General features: G+C 62.5%; 19 protein-coding genes. 13 read left to right on the top strand and 6 right to left on the bottom strand.

The annotated features are described in order from the left end of the window. Nucleotides 1-62: 62 nt before the first annotated feature. From GJW30_RS19710 to GJW30_RS19690, 5 genes are all read left to right on the top strand, one after another. Nucleotides 63-1,415, top strand: coding sequence for an acyclic terpene utilization AtuA family protein (locus GJW30_RS19710; protein ID WP_096358101.1), 1,353 nt, complete (start codon nucleotides 63-65; stop codon nucleotides 1,413-1,415). A 1-nt stretch (nucleotide 1,416) separates the two neighbouring features. After that, entirely contained in the window at nucleotides 1,417-1,776 is a 360-nt protein-coding gene (locus GJW30_RS19705) for an AtuA-related protein (RefSeq protein ID WP_096358100.1), read from the top strand. A 45-nt stretch (nucleotides 1,777-1,821) separates the two neighbouring features. Beyond that, complete coding sequence (locus GJW30_RS19700) at nucleotides 1,822-2,319, top strand: winged helix-turn-helix transcriptional regulator (RefSeq protein ID WP_096358099.1); 498 nt, start codon at nucleotides 1,822-1,824, stop codon at nucleotides 2,317-2,319. Nucleotides 2,320-2,334: 15 nt separating this feature from the next. After that, the gene (locus tag GJW30_RS19695; protein ID WP_096358098.1) at nucleotides 2,335-3,684 is read left to right on the top strand and encodes an MATE family efflux transporter; all 1,350 of its coding nucleotides are present in this window, start codon (nucleotides 2,335-2,337) and stop codon (nucleotides 3,682-3,684) included. 225 nt (nucleotides 3,685-3,909) lie between these two features. Further along, the gene (locus GJW30_RS19690; protein ID WP_096358097.1) at nucleotides 3,910-4,767 is read left to right on the top strand and encodes a MaoC/PaaZ C-terminal domain-containing protein; all 858 of its coding nucleotides are present in this window, start codon (nucleotides 3,910-3,912) and stop codon (nucleotides 4,765-4,767) included. 227 nt (nucleotides 4,768-4,994) lie between these two features. On the opposite strand, the gene GJW30_RS19685 is transcribed toward GJW30_RS19690, so the two are convergent. Next, nucleotides 4,995-6,134: an acyl-CoA dehydrogenase family protein gene (locus GJW30_RS19685; protein WP_096358096.1), complete on the bottom strand. Its 1,140-nt coding sequence runs from the start codon at nucleotides 6,132-6,134 to the stop codon at nucleotides 4,995-4,997. 129 nt (nucleotides 6,135-6,263) lie between these two features. Between GJW30_RS19685 and GJW30_RS19680 the strand changes: the two genes are divergently transcribed. From GJW30_RS19680 to GJW30_RS19670, 3 genes are all read left to right on the top strand, one after another. Next, nucleotides 6,264-7,178: an SDR family oxidoreductase gene (locus GJW30_RS19680; protein ID WP_096358095.1), complete on the top strand. Its 915-nt coding sequence runs from the start codon at nucleotides 6,264-6,266 to the stop codon at nucleotides 7,176-7,178. A 12-nt stretch (nucleotides 7,179-7,190) separates the two neighbouring features. Then, nucleotides 7,191-8,636, top strand: a complete 1,446-nt coding sequence (locus GJW30_RS19675; RefSeq protein WP_096358094.1) for a hydroxymethylglutaryl-CoA synthase family protein — start codon at nucleotides 7,191-7,193, stop codon at nucleotides 8,634-8,636. A gap of 90 nt (nucleotides 8,637-8,726) precedes the next feature. Then, complete coding sequence (locus tag GJW30_RS19670) at nucleotides 8,727-9,932, top strand: acetyl-CoA acetyltransferase (protein ID WP_096358093.1); 1,206 nt, start codon at nucleotides 8,727-8,729, stop codon at nucleotides 9,930-9,932. A 150-nt stretch (nucleotides 9,933-10,082) separates the two neighbouring features. Here GJW30_RS19670 and GJW30_RS19665 read toward each other — a convergent pair whose 3' ends face one another. Genes GJW30_RS19665 through GJW30_RS19645 form a run of 5 tightly spaced genes read right to left on the bottom strand, consistent with a single transcriptional unit; the run spans nucleotide 10,083 to nucleotide 14,712 of the window. Continuing rightward, nucleotides 10,083-11,096 carry a branched-chain amino acid ABC transporter permease gene (locus tag GJW30_RS19665; RefSeq protein ID WP_096358092.1) on the bottom strand — a complete coding sequence of 338 codons (1,014 nt, stop codon included), beginning with the start codon at nucleotides 11,094-11,096 and terminating at the stop codon, nucleotides 10,083-10,085. Continuing rightward, complete coding sequence (locus tag GJW30_RS19660; protein ID WP_096358091.1) at nucleotides 11,096-11,965, bottom strand: branched-chain amino acid ABC transporter permease; 870 nt, start codon at nucleotides 11,963-11,965, stop codon at nucleotides 11,096-11,098. Before GJW30_RS19660 ends, GJW30_RS19665 begins: the two co-directional genes overlap by 1 nt. Before the next feature lie 6 nt (nucleotides 11,966-11,971). Continuing rightward, nucleotides 11,972-12,676, bottom strand: coding sequence for an ABC transporter ATP-binding protein (locus GJW30_RS19655; RefSeq protein WP_096358090.1), 705 nt, complete (start codon nucleotides 12,674-12,676; stop codon nucleotides 11,972-11,974). Next, complete coding sequence (locus GJW30_RS19650) at nucleotides 12,676-13,401, bottom strand: ABC transporter ATP-binding protein (RefSeq protein WP_096358089.1); 726 nt, start codon at nucleotides 13,399-13,401, stop codon at nucleotides 12,676-12,678. Before GJW30_RS19650 ends, GJW30_RS19655 begins: the two co-directional genes overlap by 1 nt. A 15-nt stretch (nucleotides 13,402-13,416) precedes the next feature. Next, the gene (locus GJW30_RS19645; protein ID WP_096358088.1) at nucleotides 13,417-14,712 is read right to left on the bottom strand and encodes an ABC transporter substrate-binding protein; all 1,296 of its coding nucleotides are present in this window, start codon (nucleotides 14,710-14,712) and stop codon (nucleotides 13,417-13,419) included. Nucleotides 14,713-14,894: 182 nt separating this feature from the next. Between GJW30_RS19645 and GJW30_RS19640 the strand changes: the two genes are divergently transcribed. The 5 genes from GJW30_RS19640 (at nucleotide 14,895) to GJW30_RS19620 (ending at nucleotide 19,332) form a co-directional block, all read left to right on the top strand. Next, nucleotides 14,895-15,836 carry an alpha/beta hydrolase gene (locus tag GJW30_RS19640; protein ID WP_096358943.1) on the top strand — a complete coding sequence of 314 codons (942 nt, stop codon included), beginning with the start codon at nucleotides 14,895-14,897 and terminating at the stop codon, nucleotides 15,834-15,836. A 298-nt stretch (nucleotides 15,837-16,134) separates the two neighbouring features. Beyond that, nucleotides 16,135-16,377: a hypothetical protein gene (locus tag GJW30_RS19635; protein WP_096358087.1), complete on the top strand. Its 243-nt coding sequence runs from the start codon at nucleotides 16,135-16,137 to the stop codon at nucleotides 16,375-16,377. Between the two features lie 165 nt (nucleotides 16,378-16,542). Then, complete coding sequence (locus GJW30_RS19630; protein ID WP_157746794.1) at nucleotides 16,543-17,217, top strand: TetR/AcrR family transcriptional regulator; 675 nt, start codon at nucleotides 16,543-16,545, stop codon at nucleotides 17,215-17,217. Between the two features lie 84 nt (nucleotides 17,218-17,301). Further along, nucleotides 17,302-18,177 carry a branched-chain amino acid ABC transporter permease gene (locus tag GJW30_RS19625; protein WP_096358085.1) on the top strand — a complete coding sequence of 292 codons (876 nt, stop codon included), beginning with the start codon at nucleotides 17,302-17,304 and terminating at the stop codon, nucleotides 18,175-18,177. A gap of 6 nt (nucleotides 18,178-18,183) precedes the next feature. Further along, complete coding sequence (locus GJW30_RS19620; protein WP_096358084.1) at nucleotides 18,184-19,332, top strand: branched-chain amino acid ABC transporter permease; 1,149 nt, start codon at nucleotides 18,184-18,186, stop codon at nucleotides 19,330-19,332. The last annotated feature ends 10 nt before the right edge of the window (nucleotides 19,333-19,342 follow it).

The following is a 19,342-nucleotide window of genomic DNA, read 5'->3' as shown; positions in this document are numbered from 1 at the left end:
GAAGCCGGACCGACAGGCTCCTCAGGATGACGGAGAGAAGCTGAGACTGAAAGGCAAGAATAATGGCATTACGTATCGGATCGGGGTCGGCCTGGTGGGGTGATCGGCTGGAGCCCGCCAAACTCAACGCCGAGCAGGGCGATCTCGATTATCTCTGCTTCGAGACGATGGCGGAGGCGACGATCTCGGCCGCGCAGGTGCGCAAGCGGCGCGACCCGTCGTTTCCGGGCTACGATACGTATCTCGACGACCGCATGAGCCGCGTGCTGCCGGGCTGCCTCAAGCGCGGCACGAAGATCGTCTCCAACCAGGGCTGGATCAATCCGGAAGGCGCGTCCGAGCGCGTCGTGCATTGGCTGCGCGAACTCGGCGCGCCGAAAGGCATCAAGGTCGCGGCCGTTAACGGATCGCTGATCACCGATACGGTGCTCGATCACGCCGATACGCTGATGGAAGACGGGCGGCCGGCTTCCGCGCTCAAAGGTTCGATCGTTTCTGCCGAAGCCTATATGGGTGCCGAGCCGATCGTGCAGGCGCTGAAGGACGGCGCGCAGATCGTGATAACGGGCCGCGTTGCCGATCCGTCGATCTTCATGGCGCCGATGATGCACGAATACGGCTGGGATGCGCTCGATCACGCGCGCGTCGGTCACGGCAACGGCATCGGCCATCTGCTCGAATGCGGTGCGCAAGTGACCGGCGGTTACTTCTGCGATCCGGGATTCAAGGATGTGCCGGACCCGTGGGATCTCGCGTTTCCGATTGCCGAAGTCGAAAGCGACGGTTCGGCCGTGATTTCGAAAGTGAAGAATACGGGTGGCGCGATCAACATCCGCACCGTGAAGGAGCAGCTTTTCTACGAGGTGCACGATCCGGCGAACTACATCACGCCGGACGTCGTCGTCGATTTCACCACCACGGACCTTGAGGAAATCGGCCATGACCGCGTGCGCGTCACCAACATCTCGGGCAAGCCGCGCACGCCGACGCTGAAGGTCTCGATCGCGTGCCACGAAGGCTTTATCGGCGAAGATATGTTTTTCTACGCGGGACCGGGCGCTCTGCGCCGCGCCGAACTCGCAAAGAAGATTTTGGAAGAGCGCTTCAAGATCGTGAATCTCAAAGCCGAAGACGTGCGCGTCGATTTCGTCGGCCTTAACGCGATCCACGCCGGCGTCTCACCGAAAGACCAGCCGGAGCCTTACGAGATCGCGGTGCGCGTTGCGGCGCGCACCAAGACGCGCGAAGAAGCAATGAAGATCGGCCGCGAGATCGACGGAATGGCGGTGTCCGGCGTTGCGATGACGGGCAAGCGCGTGCCGCATCAGGACCGCACGCGAGAGATCATCGGCGTCTGGTCGTCGCTGGTCGCGCGCGAAGCGATCAAGCCGGTCATCACGATGTACGAGAGCTGAAATGCGCGTCAAACTTCAACACGCGGCGCATGTCCGCTCCGGCGACAAAGGCAACACGTCGAACATCACGGTGATTGCCTACGAGCCCGACCTATACCCGATCCTGAAAGACCAGCTGACGGCGGACAAATTCAAGGCTTTCTACGCCGGTATCGTCACCGGCAAGGTGACGCGTTACGAGGTCGACAAGCTCGGCGTGCTCAACTTCGTCGCCGAAGGTGCGCTCGGCGGCGGCGTCTCGCGGTCGCTATCGCTCGACAATTACGGCAAAGCGCTGTCGGCCGCCGTGCTCGGCTTCGAACTCGACGTGCCGGAAAAGCTTGGAAACCTACTGGTGAATTTTCGTACGCCGAGCGCTTAGATTATGTCACTTGCAAAAAGATAGTTACCGGCTTACACGTCGGCTATGGAACGCAAATCCTTTGCCGACATGGTGTGCCCCATCGCCCGCAGCCTCGATCGCGTAGGCGAGTGGTGGTCGATGCTGATCATGCGCGATGCGCTCGCGGGTCTGCGGCGTTTCGACGAATTTCAGAAGAAGCTGGGCATCGCTCCGAACATGCTGACGCGGCGCTTGAATGCGCTGGTCGAGGCGGGGCTGCTCGAGCGCCACCTCTATAATGCGCGGCCGCCGCGCTACGAGTATGTGCCGACCGATCGCGGCCGCGATTTCCGCCCGGTGCTGTTCGCGCTGCTCGCCTTCGGCAACAAGCATTTCGCACCGGAAGGCGTCAGCGTCGATCTCTGCGATATCGATACCGGCAAGCCGGTCGATCTCGCGCTGGTCGATCGCAACACCGGCCGCGTCTACACCGGCACGGAATTCAAGATGGGGGCTGGCCCCGCCGCGAGCGATGGTTTGCGAAAGCGTTTTGCCCGCCGCGACGCCGTCAAATCAAACTAACAGCGGGTATCCGCCATGCATGCGCCGATCCCGCCGAACCCGCTGCTCGTCGATCCTATTCTGCCGACGCTGACGCGGCTTTCGCTGCCGAACATGATCTCGATGCTGGCGATCGCGCTCGTCGCGGTGGCGGAGACGGCTTACGTCGGTCTTCTCGGCACCGCGCCGCTTGCCGCGATGGCGCTCGTCTTTCCGATGGTGATGCTGCAGCAGACGATGTCGGCCGGCGCGATGGGCGGCGGCATTTCGTCGGCGATCAGCCGCGCGCTCGGCGCCGGCTTGATGCAGCGGGCCGAAGCGGTCGCGTTCCATGCGACGGTGATCGGCCTCGGCGCGGGGCTCGCAATGTTCATCGCTTTCCTCGCGGGCGGTCCGTGGATCTATCGCATACTCGGCGGCAGCGGCGATGTGCTGGGGCAGGCGCTCCTTTATTCGAACACGATCTTCTTCGGCGCCGTCAGCATCTGGTTGACCAACACCTTCGCGTCGATCGTGCGCGGCGGCGGCAACATGAAGGTGCCGTCCGCGACGTTGCTGGTGGCGGCGGCGCTGCAAGTCGTGCTCGGCGGCGCGCTCGGCCTCGGCCTCGGGCCGTTTCCGCGCCTCGGCATGCTCGGCATCGGCCTCGGTCAGGTGATCGCGTTCACGGCAGCCGCGTTGTTCCTCGCCGGCTATCTCATGTCGAGCCGCGCGCGCGTCCGCTTGAGCTTCTCGCAGAAGCTGTCGCGCGAAATCTTCTTCGACATTCTGCGCGTCGGCGGCATCGCGTCGCTCTCGTCGGTGCAGACCGTGCTGACGGTGCTCATCGTCACGGCGCTCGTCTCGCGTTTCGGCGACGAAGCGCTGGCGGGCTACGGCATCGGCGCGCGGCTTGAGTTTCTGCTGATCCCGATCGTCTTCGCGGTCGGCGTCGCCTGTGTGCCGATGGTCGGCATGGCGGTGGGTTCGGGCAACATACCGCGGGCGCGCAGCGTCGCGTGGACCGGCGGCTTGCTCGCCGCGATCATCGTCGGTGTCGTCGGTATCGTGGTCGCGCTCGCGCCGGATCTGTGGGGCAAACTCTTTACGACGAACGAGGCGGTGCTCGCCGCGGCGCGTTCGTACTTCGCTTGGGCCGGCCCCACGTATTTCTTCTTCGGCCTTGGTCTATGCCTCTATTTCGCATCGCAGGGCGCCGGAAAGATCATCGGCCCGGTTCTGGCGCAGTCGGTGCGTCTGATCACGGTCGCGCTCGGCGGCTGGTGGCTGACCGCGACGAACGCGCCGGTGTGGCAGATGTTCGCGCTCGTCGGCATCGCGATGGTGGTCTACGGACTTGCCGCTGCCGCCGCCGTCTACTTCGTGCGTTGGGGGAAGCTCGCCTGATCTCCTCGTCATTGCGAGGAGCCGCGGCGCGTAGCGCAAAGCGGCGACGTGGCAATCCAGATGCTAGCAGAAAGAACTGGATTGCTTCGTCGCGACGGCGCTTCGCGCAGGGTCGCTCCTCGCAATGACGGCGCAACTTATAGTTCCGCGTAGCGTCACATCTCGAGCATTGATCCAGCGTCGTGCGCGTGCGATTTTCGCACAAACAGATCATGGAAACGCCGAATGCTCATCGCACGCGACAAGCTCGTCAATCATCAGTTCGACGATATCGAACACACGTATTCTGAGCGCGACACGATCCTGTATGCGCTCGGTCTCGGCCTCGGCGCCGATCCGCTCAATCGCGATCAACTCAAATTCGTTTACGAGGATGGGCTGAAAGCGCTGCCGACGATGGCGGTCGTGCTCGGCTATCCGGGCTTCTGGATCAAGGAACCGGAATTCGGCGCGGACTGGAAGAAGGTGCTGCACGGAGAGCAGGGCGTCATCCTCTACAAGCCGCTGCCGGCGTCCGGCACCGTTGTCGGCAAGCACCGCGTCACCGAGGCTTACGACAAGGGCGCCGGCAAAGGCGCGATCATGCTGTCTGAGCGCGACGTCTACGACAAGGCGACCGGCGAGCTTCTCTGCAAGCTGACATCAACGACGTTCCTGCGCGGCGACGGCGGCTTCGGTGGGCCGGCAGGTTCCGCGCCGGCGCCGCATGCTATCCCGGATCGTGCGCCTGACACGACGACCGAGATCGCGACGCTGCCGCAGGCCGCGCTGATCTATCGCTTGTCGGGCGACTATAATCCGCTGCATGCCGATCCGGACGTCGCGAAAGCCGGCGGGTTCGAAGCGCCGATCCTGCACGGCCTCTGCACGTTCGGCGTCGTCGGCCACGCACTGCTCAAGACCATCGGCAAATACGACGCGAATGCGATGAAGACCATGCAGGTTCGCTTCTCGGCGCCGGTCTATCCGGGCGAGACGATCGTCACCGAGATGTGGCGCGACGGGAATGTGGTTTCGTTCCGCGCCAAGGTGAAGGAGCGCGATATCGTGGTGATCAACAATGGTAAGGCGGAGTTCAAGTAACGTCGCCCGGCGTCATCTTGAGCGCCGCATGGTCATCCCGGAAGCCGCTCGCTCGCGCAGCGAGCCAGGCGGCTGTCCGGGATCCATACTCCCGGGCATTCAATCATAACCACAGGGGTTATGGATTCCGGGCTCGCGGCGCTACGCGCTCGCGCCCCGGAATGACGGCTTGTGTTTTGGTAACGCTTGCTTCTCAATCCTCCTCAGGATGACGGCGGAGCGAAGTCCTACATCCCGCGCGCAATCAACTCGCGCATGATCTCGTTCGAGCCGCCGAAGATGCGGCGCACACGTGCGTCAGCATAGGCCCGCGTCACTGGATATTCCGTCATGTAGCCGTAGCCGCCGTGCATCTGCACGCACTGATCGACGACGCGGCATTCGAGTTCGGAAATCCAATACTTCGCCATTGCGGCCGTCTCGGTGTCGAGCTTGCGCTCGAGATGCAGCTCCAGGCAGCGGTCGAGGAATACTCGGCCGATCTGAATTTCCGTCTTCATCTCGGCGAGCTTGAAGCGATTGTGCTGATACTCCGCGATCGGCTGGCCGAACACCTTGCGGTCGCGCGTGTAGGTCAGCGTTGTCTCCAGCACGGACTCGGTCGTCGCCATCGAGGCGAGCGCGACGAGCAGGCGCTCCTGCGGCAGCTCGGTCATCAACTGCGCGAAACCGCGGCCTTCCTGGCCGAGCAAGTTCTCGATCGGCACGCGGCAGTCGTCGTAGAAAAGCTCCGACGTGTCCTGCGCATGCATGCCGAGCTTTTCGAGATTGCGGCCGCGCTTGAAGCCGGGCCGGTCGCTCTCGACCAAGATCAAGCTCACGCCTTTCGCGCGCGCCTGCGGATCTGTCTTGCACACCGTGATGATGAGATCGGAGAGTTGGCCGTTCGAGATGAACGTCTTCGATCCGTTGATGACGAAGTTCTGGTTGTCGTCGCGCAGCGCCGTGGTGCGGATATTCTGCAGGTCGCTGCCGGCGCCAGGCTCTGTCATCGCGACGGCGGCAATCACTTCGCCCGTCGCCATCTTCGGCAGCCACTTCTTCTTCTGTTCCTCGGAGCCGTGATTGAGCAGATAAAAGGCGCAGATATCCGAATGCACGCGGAAGCCAGGGCCGTTGAAAATGCCGCGCGAAAATTCCTCCGAGACGATGGCGACGTGGCGGAAGTCGCCGCCGCCGCCGCCGTATTCCTCCGGTATCGCCGTGCAGAGAATTCCGGTTTCGCCGGCTTTGAGCCAAACCTCGCGGCTGACCTGTCCGTCCTTCTCCCACTGTGCGTGATAGGGGGCGACTTCACGCTCGACGAACTTGCGCACCGTGGCGCGAAACATGTCGTGCTCTTCGGTGAAAGCTTGGCGCGGAATCATGATGGCCTCCCTCAATTTTTTCGTTCAGGGCGGAGTTTTCGTGAGGCGAAACTCAGCCTGCAAAATGGTCTCGCGGATACTGCCCGGTTACGCTAAACCGGTGCAACAAAACAATATCGGAAGGAAACGATCGTGGGCAGCTTGGACGGAAAAGTCATTGTCGTAACGGGCGCTGGGCGCGGTATTGGCCGCGAGATTGCAATCCTCGCCGGTAAGGAAGGCGGCCGCGTCGTCGTCAACGATCTGGGTGGTGATGCCGAAGGCGGCGGCAAGGATTTGGGCCCGGCCGCGGAAGTTGTCGAGATCATCAAGAAGGCCGGCGGCGACGCGATCGCGAACGGCGACAGCGTTGCGGACCCGAAGAGCGCCGACAACATCATTGCGCAGACCGTGCAGAAATTTGGCCGCATCGATTGCCTCGTCAACAACGCCGGCATTTTGCGCGACCGCATCTTCCACAAGATGAGCGTCGACGATTTCGAGACCGTCATCAAAGTTCATCTGATGGGTTCGTTCTACATGGCGCGCGCTGCCGCGCAGCATTTCCGCGAACAGAATTCCGGCACGATGGTGCACTTCACGTCGACCTCGGGCCTCATCGGCAACTTCGGCCAAGCGAACTACGCAGCCGCCAAGCTCGGCATCGTCGGACTGTCGAAGTCGATCGCGCTCGACATGGCGCGCTACAATGTGCGTTCGAACTGCGTGTCGCCGTTCGCATGGAGCCGCCTCATCGGCACGATACCGACCCAGACCGAAGCCGAAGCCGCGCGCGTCGAGCGCATGAAGGCGATGGGGCCGGACAAGATCGCGCCGCTCGCCGTCTTCCTCGCCAGCGATTTGTCGGACGGCGTGTCCGGCCAGATCTTCGCGGCGCGCATGAACGAGGTCTTCCTCATGGGCCAGTCGCGGCCGATCCGCGGCATGCACCGCGCCGAGGGCTGGACCGTGCAGTCGATGGCGAAAGAATTGCTGCCGGCGATGAAGTCGTCATTCTATCCGCTGGATCGATCGGCCGACATCTTCTCGTGGGAACCGGTGTAAGGGAGCGACGCGATGGCGTACGGTATTCTCTCGTTTGGTGCGTATATCCCGCGCATGCGTCTGCAGCGCAAAGCCGCGGCGGATGCCAATGCGTGGTTCAGTCCGGGCCTCAAGGGGCAGAAGGGCGAACGCGCGATGGCCGGGTGGGACGAAGACTCGGTCACGATGGCGGTGGATGCCGCGCGCGACGCGCTCGAAGGCTTCTCGCGTGATGACCTGACGTCGCTGCAGCTCGCATCGACATCGCTCCCATTCGAGGATCGGCAGAATGCCGGCATCGTCGCCAACGCGCTCAATCTCGACACGCAGGTCGGCACGCTCGATCTCGCGGGCTCGCTGCGCGCCGCTACTTCCGGCGCCGTGAACGCACTACGCGCGAAGGCAGGGCAGACGCTACTGGTCGCCTCCGAGCATCGCAAGACGAAAGCCGGCAGCGCGCAGGAGATGGCCTACGGCGACGGTGCGGCCGCGCTGCTGATCGGTGAGGGCGATGTCGTCGCCAAGCTGCTCGGCTCTGCCGGCGAGAGTGTCGACTTCGTCGACCACTACCGCACCGAGGGCAGCGAGTTCGACTATAGCTGGGAAGAGCGCTGGATCCGCGACGAAGGCTACATGAAGATCGTGCCGCGCGTGGTCGGCCGTCTTCTCAAGGACACCAACACGAGCGCGGACAGCATCACGCATTTCTGCATGCCGGGCACGCTCGCCAAGATCGGCCCGACGATGGCGAAGAAGCTGGGCCTCGCGGAAACGGCCGTGCGCGACAATCTCGCGGCCGTCGTCGGCGATACGGGCGCGGCGCATCCGATCATGCTGCTGGTGCATGCGCTGGAAGACGCGAAGCCGGGCGACAAGATCCTTGTCGCAAACTTCGCGCAAGGCTGCGACGCGATGCTGTTCGAGGCAACGCCCGCCATCGCGAAGATGGCTAAACGCCGCGGCGTCACGGGTTCGCTCAAGCGCCGCCGCGAAGAGACGAACTATCAGAAGCTGCTCGCCTTCAACAATCTCGTCCCGCTCGAACGCGGCATGCGCGCCGAAGTCGACAAGCAGACGCCGATGACGGCGCTCTACCGCAACCGCGACATGATCCTCGGCCTTGTCGGCGGCAAGTGCACGAAGTGCGGCACGCTGCAGTATCCGAAGACGCGCATCTGCGTTTCGCCGAACTGCAACGCTATCAACACGCAGGAGCCGCATCCGTTCTCTGAGATGACCGGCGCGATCATGTCCTACACGGCGGACATGCTGACCTACAGCCCCGAGCCACCGCAGCATTTCGGCATGATCACCTTCCCGGAGGGAGGCCGCATCATGATGGACTTCACGGATGTCGATCAGGGCAAGGTCGATGTCGGGATGAAAATGCGGATGGTGTTCCGCATCAAGGACTTCGACAGTCAGCGCGGCTTCGTCCGGTATTTCTGGAAGGCATCGCCGACTGAACAAGCGGCCTAAGAACCGCCGCGTGCGTGCCCTAGGCAAGCGCGCGGCCAAGACCTAACTTCATGCGACAACACGCGGGTTAACCTGCGGACGGAGGAAGACATGGCAACCGGCATTCGCGACAAAGTCGCCATCCTCGGAATGGGCTGCTCGAAATTCGGCGAGCGCTGGGATTGCGACGCCGAAGATTTGATGGTCGAAGCCTATCAGGAAGCGCTGCAGGATTCCGGCGTCGAGACGAGCCAGATCCAAGCCGCTTGGTTCTCGACCGCGATCGAAGAACAGCATGTCGGCAAATCCGGCGTGCCGCTCGCGGTCGCGCTGCGGCTTCCGTATATCCCGGTAACGCGCGTCGAGAATTACTGCGCGTCCGGCTCGGAAGCGTTCCGCGGCGCCGTTTATGCGGTGGCGTCGGGCGCGTGCGATATCGCGCTCGCGATGGGCGTCGAGAAGTTGAAGGATACGGGTTACGGCGGTCTGCCGCAGCGTCAACGCGGCACGGTCTCGTCGATGTATTGGCCGAACCTTTCGGCACCGGGTTCGTTCGCGCAGCTTGCGGCGGCGTATCGCGCAAAGTTCGGCGTCTCTGCCGAGGATTTGAAGCGCGCCATCGCGCACGTGTCGATCAAGAGCCACGACAACGGCTCGCGCAATCCGAAAGCGCATTTGCGCAACAAGATCACGGAAGAGACCGTGATGAAGGCGCCGACTGTCGCCGAGCCGCTCGGTCTTTACGACTGCTGCGGCGTGTCGGACGGCGCGGCCTGCGCGATCGTTACGACGCCCGAGATTGCGCGCAGCATGGGCAAGAAGGACCTCATCAGCATCAAGGCGCTGCAGCTTTCGGTCTCCAACGGCACCGAGGCGCAGCACAATTCGTGGGACGGCAGCCACTTTGTGACGACGCGAACCGCGGCGACGCGCGCCTATCAGGAAGCCGGCATCACCAAGCCGCGCGACCAGCTCTCGCTTATCGAAGTGCACGACTGCTTCTCGGTGACCGAACTCGTCACGATGGAAGACCTGCACATCTCGCCGGAAGGCACCGCGATCAAGGACGTGATGGACGGCTTCTACGATCACGACGGCAAGATCCCGTGCCAGATCGACGGCGGCCTCAAATGCTTCGGCCATCCAATCGGCGCATCTGGTCTACGCATGATCTACGAGATGTATCTGCAGATGCTCGGCCGCGCCGGAGAGCGTCAGCGCAGCGACACGCCGGTGTTCGGGCTGACGCATAATCTCGGCGGCTTTCCGCATCAGAACGTGTGCGCGGTGACCATCGTTGGTCAGCACGGGGCTTGACGTTTTGTCCCTCTCCCGCTTGCGGGAGAGGGTGGCGAGCAACGCGAGCCGGGTGAGGGGAAGTTTCGATCTCCGAATCTGCCGCTTGCCCTCACCCCGACCCTCTCCCGCAAGCGGGAGAAGGAGCGCGCACGCTGCGAAGTTCCGCCGCTACTTCTTCACCTTCTCCAAGATCGTGCCCAAAATCCCCTTCGGCATGTAGATGATGAAGAGGATCAGCAGCAGTCCGTAAATCGCGGTGTCGAGCGCGAGCGCGGCGTTGCCGAGCAGATCCTTGATCGCGGACGATGACTGGATCGTCACGCGCAATGTCTCCGACAACATCTGCGTGAAGATCGCGCCGACTGTCGGGCCGAGCAGAACCCACATGCCGCCCGCGACGACCGCGAAGACGATGTTGAGCGAAACGCCGATGCCCGCGATTGTGTCGGGCCCGATATACATCTGATACTGGCCGTAGATCGCGCCGCCGACCGCGCACATTGCGGCGGAGAGCGCGGTGATCTTCAGCTTCTCGCGTGTAACGTTGACGCCGACGGACGCTGCCGCATCCTCGTCTTGGCTGGCGGCATCGAGCGCGTAGCGATCCATGCTGCGGTCGACGAAGGCCCAGATGGCGAGCCCGATCAGCCACAGCACGAGCGCGACGTAGTAAGAGAGAAAGCGATCCGGCTCGAACTGCATCGCGTAAAGCGACAAGCCGTTGCCTTGGCGCAGCGGCTGCGTGCCGAGCGAACCGCCGGTGAAATCGCGCAGGCCGACGATGCAGAGCCGGATGAATTCGGTGAGCGCCAGCGTCAGCAGCGCGAAGTAGTGCCCGGTGATGCGAAGGCGGAAACACGGATAGCCGATCAGCAGGGCGACCGCGACAGAGACGACGACCGCGACCGGAATGCCGATCCACGGCGTGAGGCCGAGGATATTCCACAGCATCACGGTCGTGTAAGCGCCGATGCCCGTGAAGGCGCCGTGGCCGAGCGAGGTCAGGCCGAAGCGGCCCATCAGCGACCAGCCCGTGTAGATGAACGACCACAGCAAAATCTGGATCAGCAGATGGAGATAGTACTTCTCCGACGACGCGAAGAAGATGCGGATGAGAAACGGCAGCGCGATGAGCGCGACGATGCCGACGATCCAAGCTGGCGATAAGCGAAGTTTGCCCATCAGGACTTCGCTCCGAACAAGCCCTGCGGGCGGATGAAGATGACGATCATAAAGAACAGGAACGCGATCGCGTAACCCCATTCGGTTGCCGCGCAGGAGCCGCCGATCGCGATGAATTGGCTGATGATGAAGGCCGCCGCGAAGCCGCCCAGCATATTGCCGAGGCCGCCGAGCACGCAGATCATAAAGATCAGCGGCCCGAACTGTAGGCCGATCTGCGGATAGATGTCGTACTGCAGGACCATCAGTGCGGCCGCGAGACCCGCGAGCCCGCCACCAATCGCCGACGTCACCAGATAGATGCGCTTACTGTCGACGCCCATCAGCGGCATGATCTGGCGATCCTGCGCGATCGCGCGAATGGCGGTGCCGAGATAGGTTTTCGTGAGGAACAGCCACAGCCCGAGCATGCCGGCGAGCGCGACGCCGAAGGTGATGATGCGGGACCAGGCGAACGACATATCGGCAAAACCGGTCGAGCCGAGCTGGATGCCGAGATTTCGGAAGTCGATGCCGAACGCCATCGTGGCGAGCGCTTGCAGCAGAAACAACACGCCGCCGGTGACGAGAAGCTGATTGATCGGCGCGGTGTCGAGCACGGGCCGGATGATGAAGTAATGCAGCGCCGCGCCGAGAAGCGCGACCAGGATGATGCCGAATATGACCGCGACCGGGAACGGCGCGCCGCTCTTGCTCGCATAGTAGATGCCGTACATGCCGATCATGACGAGTTCGGCGTAACAGATCCACACGACGTCGATGACGCCGAAGACGAGATTGAGGCCGAGCGCCAGCAGCGCCAAAAGTCCGGCGAGCAGGATGCCGTTGAGCACTGCCTCAAGAAAGAAGATATCGAGATGACATTCCATCGCGTGTCATACCCCCATATACGCGCGGCGGATTTCGTCGTTGTCGAGCAGCTCGCTGGCCGGGCCGCTTGCTTTCACGCGGCCGACCTCGATGAGGTAGGCGCGGTCAACGATCTTCATGACCTGACGCACGTTCTGCTCGACGATGAGCACCGTGTAGCCTTCGCTGCGGATACGGCGCACGAGTTCGAACACTTGCTGCACGATCACGGGTGCGAGGCCCATCGACGGTTCGTCGAGCAGCACGAGCTTCGGGCCGCTCATCAACGCGCGGCCGATCGCGCACATCTGCTGCTCGCCGCCGGACATCGTGCCGGCGAGCTGCGTGCGGCGCTCCTTGAGGCGCGGAAACAGGCCGTAAACGTAGTCGAGCCGTTCGGCGGCCTTCTCGCGCGCAGCGGGGATAAACGCGCCCATCTTGAGATTGTCTTCGACCGAGAGGCGCGGGAACAGACGGCGGCTTTCCGGCACATGCGCGATGCCGGTCTCGACAATCTTGTGCGGCGCGAGCGACGGGATGGAAACGCCTTCCATCGTCATCTCGCCGCCCGTCACGGGAATCATGCCGGAGATCGCACGCAGCAGCGTCGTCTTGCCGGCGCCATTCGCGCCGATCACCGCGACGGCTTCGCCGGCTTGCACCTGCATCGAGACGCCGAACAGCGCCTGGAAGGCGCCGTAGCGCGCATCGACATTGCGGAGTTCAAGCATCAGGCCGCCTCCGCGCCGAGATAAACCTCGATCACGCGCGGATCAGACTGCGCCTCGCGCGGCTTACCGCGGAAGATCACCTCGCCATGATCGAGCACGACGACGCGATCGACCACGCGCATCAGCACGCCCATGATGTGCTCGACCCAGACGATCGTAATGCCTTTGTCGCGGCGGATGCGTAGCAGCATGTCGGCGGCCTGCTCCATCTCGCCGTGGTCGAGGCCATTGAGGCTCTCGTCGGCGAGCAGCAAGCGCGGCTGCGTCGAGAGTGCGCGCGCGAGTTCGAGCTTCTTGAGCGATGCGGCGCCGAGGCCGTCGGTGGTCGCATCCGGGTCGACGGGCAAGCCGACGGTCTGCAGCGCATCTTCGGCAAGTTTCCAGCAGTCTTCGCGGGTGACTGTCGCGTTCTGCCCGAAGTAAGCCGAGAGCGCGACGTTTTCGAGCAGCGTGAGATTGTGGAACGGGCGCGGAATTTGGAACGTTCGCGCTATTCCCTTGTGGCAGATCGCGTTGGACGTGAGCCCGCCGATCTCGCCATTTTCGAACGCGATGCTGCCGCTCGTCGGCGCGTAGAGCCCCGCGATGCAGTTGAACGTCGTGCTCTTGCCGGAGCCGTTCGGGCCGATGAGGCCGAGAATCTCGCCTTGCTCGACCTCGAACGACACATTGTTGACGGCGACGAGCGCGCCGAACTTCCGGGTGAGGTTCTTGACGCTCAGCATCGCGCTGGCTTTGCGTTACTGCGCGTAGCCGTGTCCTTTCGGCAGCGGCAGCACCGGGTCCGCCGTCTTGATCGAGTTCGGCCATGCGATCTTCGTCTTGCCGTCGATGAACTGCATCACGACCGGCGTCGAACGCTCGTTCTGGCCGGACATCTTGGTGCCGGGCGGGAAGAATTTTACGCCGTAGCCCTGGATCGTGCCGCCTTCCGGGATGTCGGTCTCGAGCGCGGCCTTGCGCAATGCCTCAGGATCGAAGCCGCCGTGCTTCTGGATCGCGCGCGGCAGCACGTCATTGAGGAAATACCAAGCCTGGTTGAAGCCCATCGAGACGTGCGAGGGCACTTCTTCGTTCGGGCCGATGCCGGCTTCCTTGCGATAGCGCGTCACCATCTCTTGCGTCACTTCGCCGAGACCGGGCTTCAGCGATTTCGGATCGAGCAGTTGCGCGGCAACCGGGTCGACGTTGTAGAGATAGTTGACGTCCTTGCCGAAGGTTTCGGTGAGCTTGTCGATCTGCGCGTGACCGGCGCCGTGGCCGATCAATGCCGCCCATTTCAGGCCGGCTTCCTTCGATTGACGCAGGAACAACGTGATGTCCGGATTGTAGCCGGTGTGCAGGATCACGTCCGGCCGCGCGCGGCGCAGCTTGGTGACGAGCGCTGAAAGGTCGGTCGCGGTCGCGGCGTAACCTTCCTTGTGCACGATCTGCATGCCGAGTTCTTTGCACTTCGACTCGTTGCCCATCGCGACGCCGGAGCCATACGGCCCGTCCTCGTGAATGATGGCGACGCGCACGTCCTTCGGGTCTTTGCCGAGTTTCGCCTTCGCGTTCTCGCCGAGGAAGGTGCAGGACGCTTCGCCGAACTGATCCGAATGCACGGTGCCGCGGAAGACGTATTGCAGGTTCTTGTCCTTGAACACCGCCGACGAGACGCAGATGTTGGCCCAGAAGAACTTCTTTGCGGCGTCCACCTTCGCGGCCATCGGCACGCATTGCGCGCTCGAGAACACGCCCATCAGGAGATCGACTTTGACGTCGTTGAGCAGGCGTTCGGTCTCGTTGATCGCGACATCGGTTTTCGATTGTGCGTCCGCGTAAGTCGCAATGATCTTGTGGCCCGCCACACCGCCGCGCTCGTTGAACATATCGATCGCGATCTTGGTACCAATGCCGCCGGGCTTCGAGCCGCCGCCCGCGAGCGCGCCCGTGTAATCGTAGAGAACGCCGACCTTGATGTCGGCAACGGCTGCGGTTGCGCTCAAGGCAACGACGCTGGCTAAGACAAGGCTCTGTTTGACGAGTCTTTTCATTGTTCGCTCCCTGACGCGGTTCTTTATGGTCCGCTTATTTGTTGCATCTAGCAGAATGCGCGCCGTGGCGATTGTCAATCGGCTTCGCGGTCGCGGGCGTCGTCATCCCACGAAGCGCGAGCGACTTGCGCAATCGCTGAGCATCCGGCATGGATTCGCGCGCAATCCAAGGAGACAAAGCGATGCGGCTGGACCCCGATAATCAAAAAGTTCTCGACTTGATCATCGCGGCGGGGCGTCCGCCGATCGCCTCGCTTGAGCCGCCGGCGGCGCGCGAAGTCTACCGCGGCGGCCGCAAATTCCTGATGCCGGATCCGCCGGATGTCGACGACATGCGCGACATGGATGCGACCGGACCGCTCGGCGCGATCCCGCTGCGTTACTATCGCGGGCAGGGCGCGCCGAAAGAAAACGCGCCGGCGCTCGTCTTCTATCACGGCGGCGGCTGGGTGATCGGCGATCGCGACACGCACGACTATGTCTGCCGCAAACTCGCGAACGAAGCGAAGTGCGTCGTTGTCTCGGTCGACTACCGGCTCGCGCCCGAACACAAATTTCCCGCAGCGGTGATCGACAGCCACGCGGCTCTGCAGTGGATCGTCGTCAATGCGGCGACGCTCGGGATCGATGCGAAGCGCGTCGCGGTCGGCGGCGATTCTGCGGGCGGCAATCTCTCAGCCGTGATGGCGCATATGGCGCGCGACGGCGATGCGCCCGCGCTGTGTTTCCAGGTGCTGCTCTATCCGGGCTGCGACATGGGCATGCAGTTTTCGTCCTACGGCCCGCAGTTCGATCGTTTTCCGCTCAACCTCGCGGCGATCAAATACTTCATGGGCCATTATCTCAACGGCCCGGCCGATGTGGATGACTGGCGCGCCTCGCCGCTGCGCGCGAAGAGCTTCAAGGATCTGGCGCCGGCTTTTGTGCTCACGGCCGGCTTCGATCCGTTGTGGGAAGAAGGCAAAGCTTACGCAAAGAAGCTCGAGGAAGCCGAGGCGCAGGTGTCGTTCGTGCATCTCGCCGATCAGATGCACGGCTTCTTGACACAAGGCCGCATCGTGCGCGCCGCCGACATGGCGCTCGAAATGGCGGCCGCCGCGATGCGCCATGCCTTTGGCCGGTAATGTCTTTTCGTCATTGCGAGGCGGCGTGTAACGCCGACGAAGCAATCCAGTTCTGTCTTTTTTCTCTAGAAGAGGCTGGATTGCCGCGTCGCGGCTGCGCCGCTCCTCGCAATGACGGAGATCTTCTTCGTCTGTTCGAGAGCAAGCCGCATAGTTAATCCGATTTAACATCCAGGCGCGCAATCGTTGATGAGTGCTTTACCGCACTCGTCGAATGAACATCGAATGCTTGCCGCATTAAATGAAAATGCGATCTTTCTGCGTAAGGTTGTCCCATAACAAAACGAGGGGCGACAACATGTGGACTGAATGCGAGCGCTTTCCGGTTCGCGCGTCGAACGGGGAAATCTTCCACGTCATCGCGGGCGAGCACATCGCCGAGATGGGTTTCGGCTCAACCACCGTGCGGATCACGGGCTTCTTTCGTGCCGAAGATGGAACGGTGTTGCGCCAAGTCGGCGCCGACAACTACGAAATTCAGCGCACCGGCGAAGTCTTCATCCGCGTCAATACGTACTCTCTCGCACTTGCCGCCGCCTAACGGACGGCGCTCCGCGTTGCGCCGCAGCACGGAGGGCTTAGGACAGCTCATTCTTTGAGGTTGCCTCAAGTTTGAGTTTGTCTCATTCTTTCCCGGTGTCATCGCCGCCGCCACAAGGCGCGAGACATCCGGAGGGGTATGCGTTCGGTCAGCCGCAGGAAAGAAGTGCTCGCGCCTGTTGGCCGCTGGGGTGAGCGCGAGGCCGGCATTCTCGAAGTTGCCGCAGCGCTGTTCGATCGCCGTGGCTACCAGAACGTCACGATGGCCGACGTCGCGGCCGAAGCCGGCTTATCCGAAGGCACGCTCTATAACTATTTCCGCGATCGCCACGACCTCGTGCTGCGCGTCAGTCTCGATGCGTTCGAGGAGCATGCGGTGAAGGCCGAGCACATCGCAGCAGAGGCGCAAAGCCTGCACGAAGGCGTTGCCCGCATGATCGCGCTGCAGATGAGCATCCTGCTCGACGCCAAAGAAATCTATCGCATCTGGATGCGCGAAGTTCGCGGTGCGGAAGACTACGGCAAGCTGCCGGCGCGCGCGATGCTGCGGCGCTATTCGACGCCGATGATTCATTTGCTCAAGAAGTGGCTGGCGCCGCGCGACATCCCGCCGGGCATAGACTTCGGCATGATGCGCGATCTGATCTTCGGCGGTGTCGAGAATTTCGTGCAGACGGCGGTGCTGCAGGAGCGCGACAAAGCGCTCGACGTCGACAAAACATCTTGGGATATCGCGGGCGCTTATCTGCGTGCTTTCGGGGGGAAACTGGAAGCACGCACGAAGACCCTCGCATCGCCACGCGCCAAAACGGCGCAGCGGAAACGTGCGAGGTCCGGTTGAGTTAAGAAGAAGTCTCAGGCACGCTGGATTGTAGCGGCTCATCAGAAGCCGCGACGGCGAAGACCGTAGGGAGGATAATCCGGGATGCTGGATTTCATTCAGCAGCTCGTTGGGGGGATCGCGCTCGGCTGCGTCTACGGCCTGATCGCGCTCGGCTTCGTGCTGATCTACAAAACCACCGAGGTCGTCAATTTCGCGCAAGGCGATTTGATGATGCTGGGCGGTTTTGCGGCCTACACCTTCATCGTCATGTTCGGGCTGAATTACTGGCTCGGCTTTCTACTCGCCGTCTGCATCATGGCGGTGTTCGGCGCGCTCGTAGAGCGGCTCGTCATTCGTCCGATCCTCGGTTATCCGCAATTTGCCATCGTGATGGCAACGATCGGCCTCGGCTTCTTCCTGCGCTCGATGGCGGGCATCATCTGGGGCACCGACGATCTGCGCATCGATACGCCGTTCTCCACGGGCCTCTTGAAGATCGGCGATCTCGTCATCGCCTACGACAAGCTCTCGATCATCGTCGCAACCGTGATCCTCTGCGTCGTGCTCTATTTCTTCTTCGCCAAGACGCGGCTCGGCATCGCGATGCGCGCGACATCCGAGAACATGCTGGCGGCCGGCTATATGGGCATTCCGGTCAAGCACATCGTGTCGCTGATCTGGGCGATCAGCGCGGCTGTCGCGGCGATCGCGGGCATTCTGTTGGCGCCGATCACCTTCGTGCATTCGAATGTCGGTTTAGCGCTGGGGCTCAAGGCTTTTCCGGCCGCCGTGCTCGGCGGCTTCGGCAGCATTCCGGGTGCGCTCGTCGGCGGCATCATTATCGGTATCATCGAGACGATGGCGGGCTTCTACCTGCCGCAAGGCTGGAAGGATGTCGCGCCCTACATCGTGTTGCTCGCCGTTCTGTTGCTGAAGCCCGAAGGGCTGTTCGGCAATGTCGGCCGGAAGAAGGTGTAAGCCGCCATGCGCTTCATCTTCAAAACCAATTACGACCAAGACATCCGGCTGTTCCAGCATTCGGGACAATGGTGGTCTTACGGCGCGCTGCTGCTGGTTCTCGTCGCGCTACCGTTCGTCGTGTCGAGCTACATCCAGAGCCAGATGGTCTTCGTCATCATTTACGCGATCGTCGGCGTTGGGTTGATGGTGCTGACCGGCTTCACGGGCCAGGGCTCGCTCGGCCACGCGGCGTTTCTCGCGATCGGCGCTTACACGACAGCCTATATGCAGGCGAAAGGCTTCGGCTTCGTCGCGTATTTCCCGCTCGCCGGCATACTGACCGCGATCATCGGCGCGATTGTCGGATTCCCGGCGTTGCGGCTGCACGGCATCTATCTTCTCATTGCGACGATTTCGTTCGGCTTCATCGTCGAGGAGATTCTCGCGCGCTGGGAAAGCGTGACGCACGGCAACGAAGGCATGCGCGTTCGTGCGCTCGATATCCTCGGCTGGACGATCCCGCGCGACAGCGCCGAGTTCTACTATCTCTGCCTCGCCGTGCTCGCGCTGACGATTATCGCGGTGCTCAACCTCATGCGCTCGCCGACCGGCCGTGCCTTCATCGCGATCCGCGACAGCGAGACCGCGGCGCAGAGCATGGGTATCGATACGGCGGCCTACAAAGTGAAAGCCTTCGCGATCAGCGCCGGCATTGCCGGGCTCGCGGGGTCTCTGTTCGCGCACAAGATGTCGTTCATCAGCCCCGAAATGTTCACGCTGCTGCTCTCCATCGAGTTCATCATGGTGATCATCATCGGCGGTATGTTCGGGCTGCACGGGGCGATCCTCGGTGCGATGTTCATCGTGATGGTCGATCCGCTGTTGGTCGCGCTGAAAGACGACTTCCCGGGCGTCGTCGGCGGCATTCTGCAGACGGTCACGAGCGCGGACACGGCGCGCGCCGCCGAAGGGCGCGTCGCATCCTTCTTCTCGCTCGCGGGCCTGAAAGGCGCGCTCTACGGTCTCATCATCATTCTGTTCATTCAGTTCGAGCCGGCCGGCCTCTACGGCCGCTGGCTGAAGATCAAGGCGTATTTCCAGCTCTTTCCGCTCTACAAACGCGCGACGTTCAAACGTCAAAAGACTTACGTGAAATCGGAGCGCAACCGATGACCGCGGAGCG

Origin of the sequence: Variibacter gotjawalensis (assembly GCF_002355335.1) — a bacterium.
GTDB lineage: Bacteria > Pseudomonadota > Alphaproteobacteria > Rhizobiales > Xanthobacteraceae > Variibacter > Variibacter gotjawalensis.
This window is presented reverse-complemented; position numbering and strand designations above follow the sequence as displayed.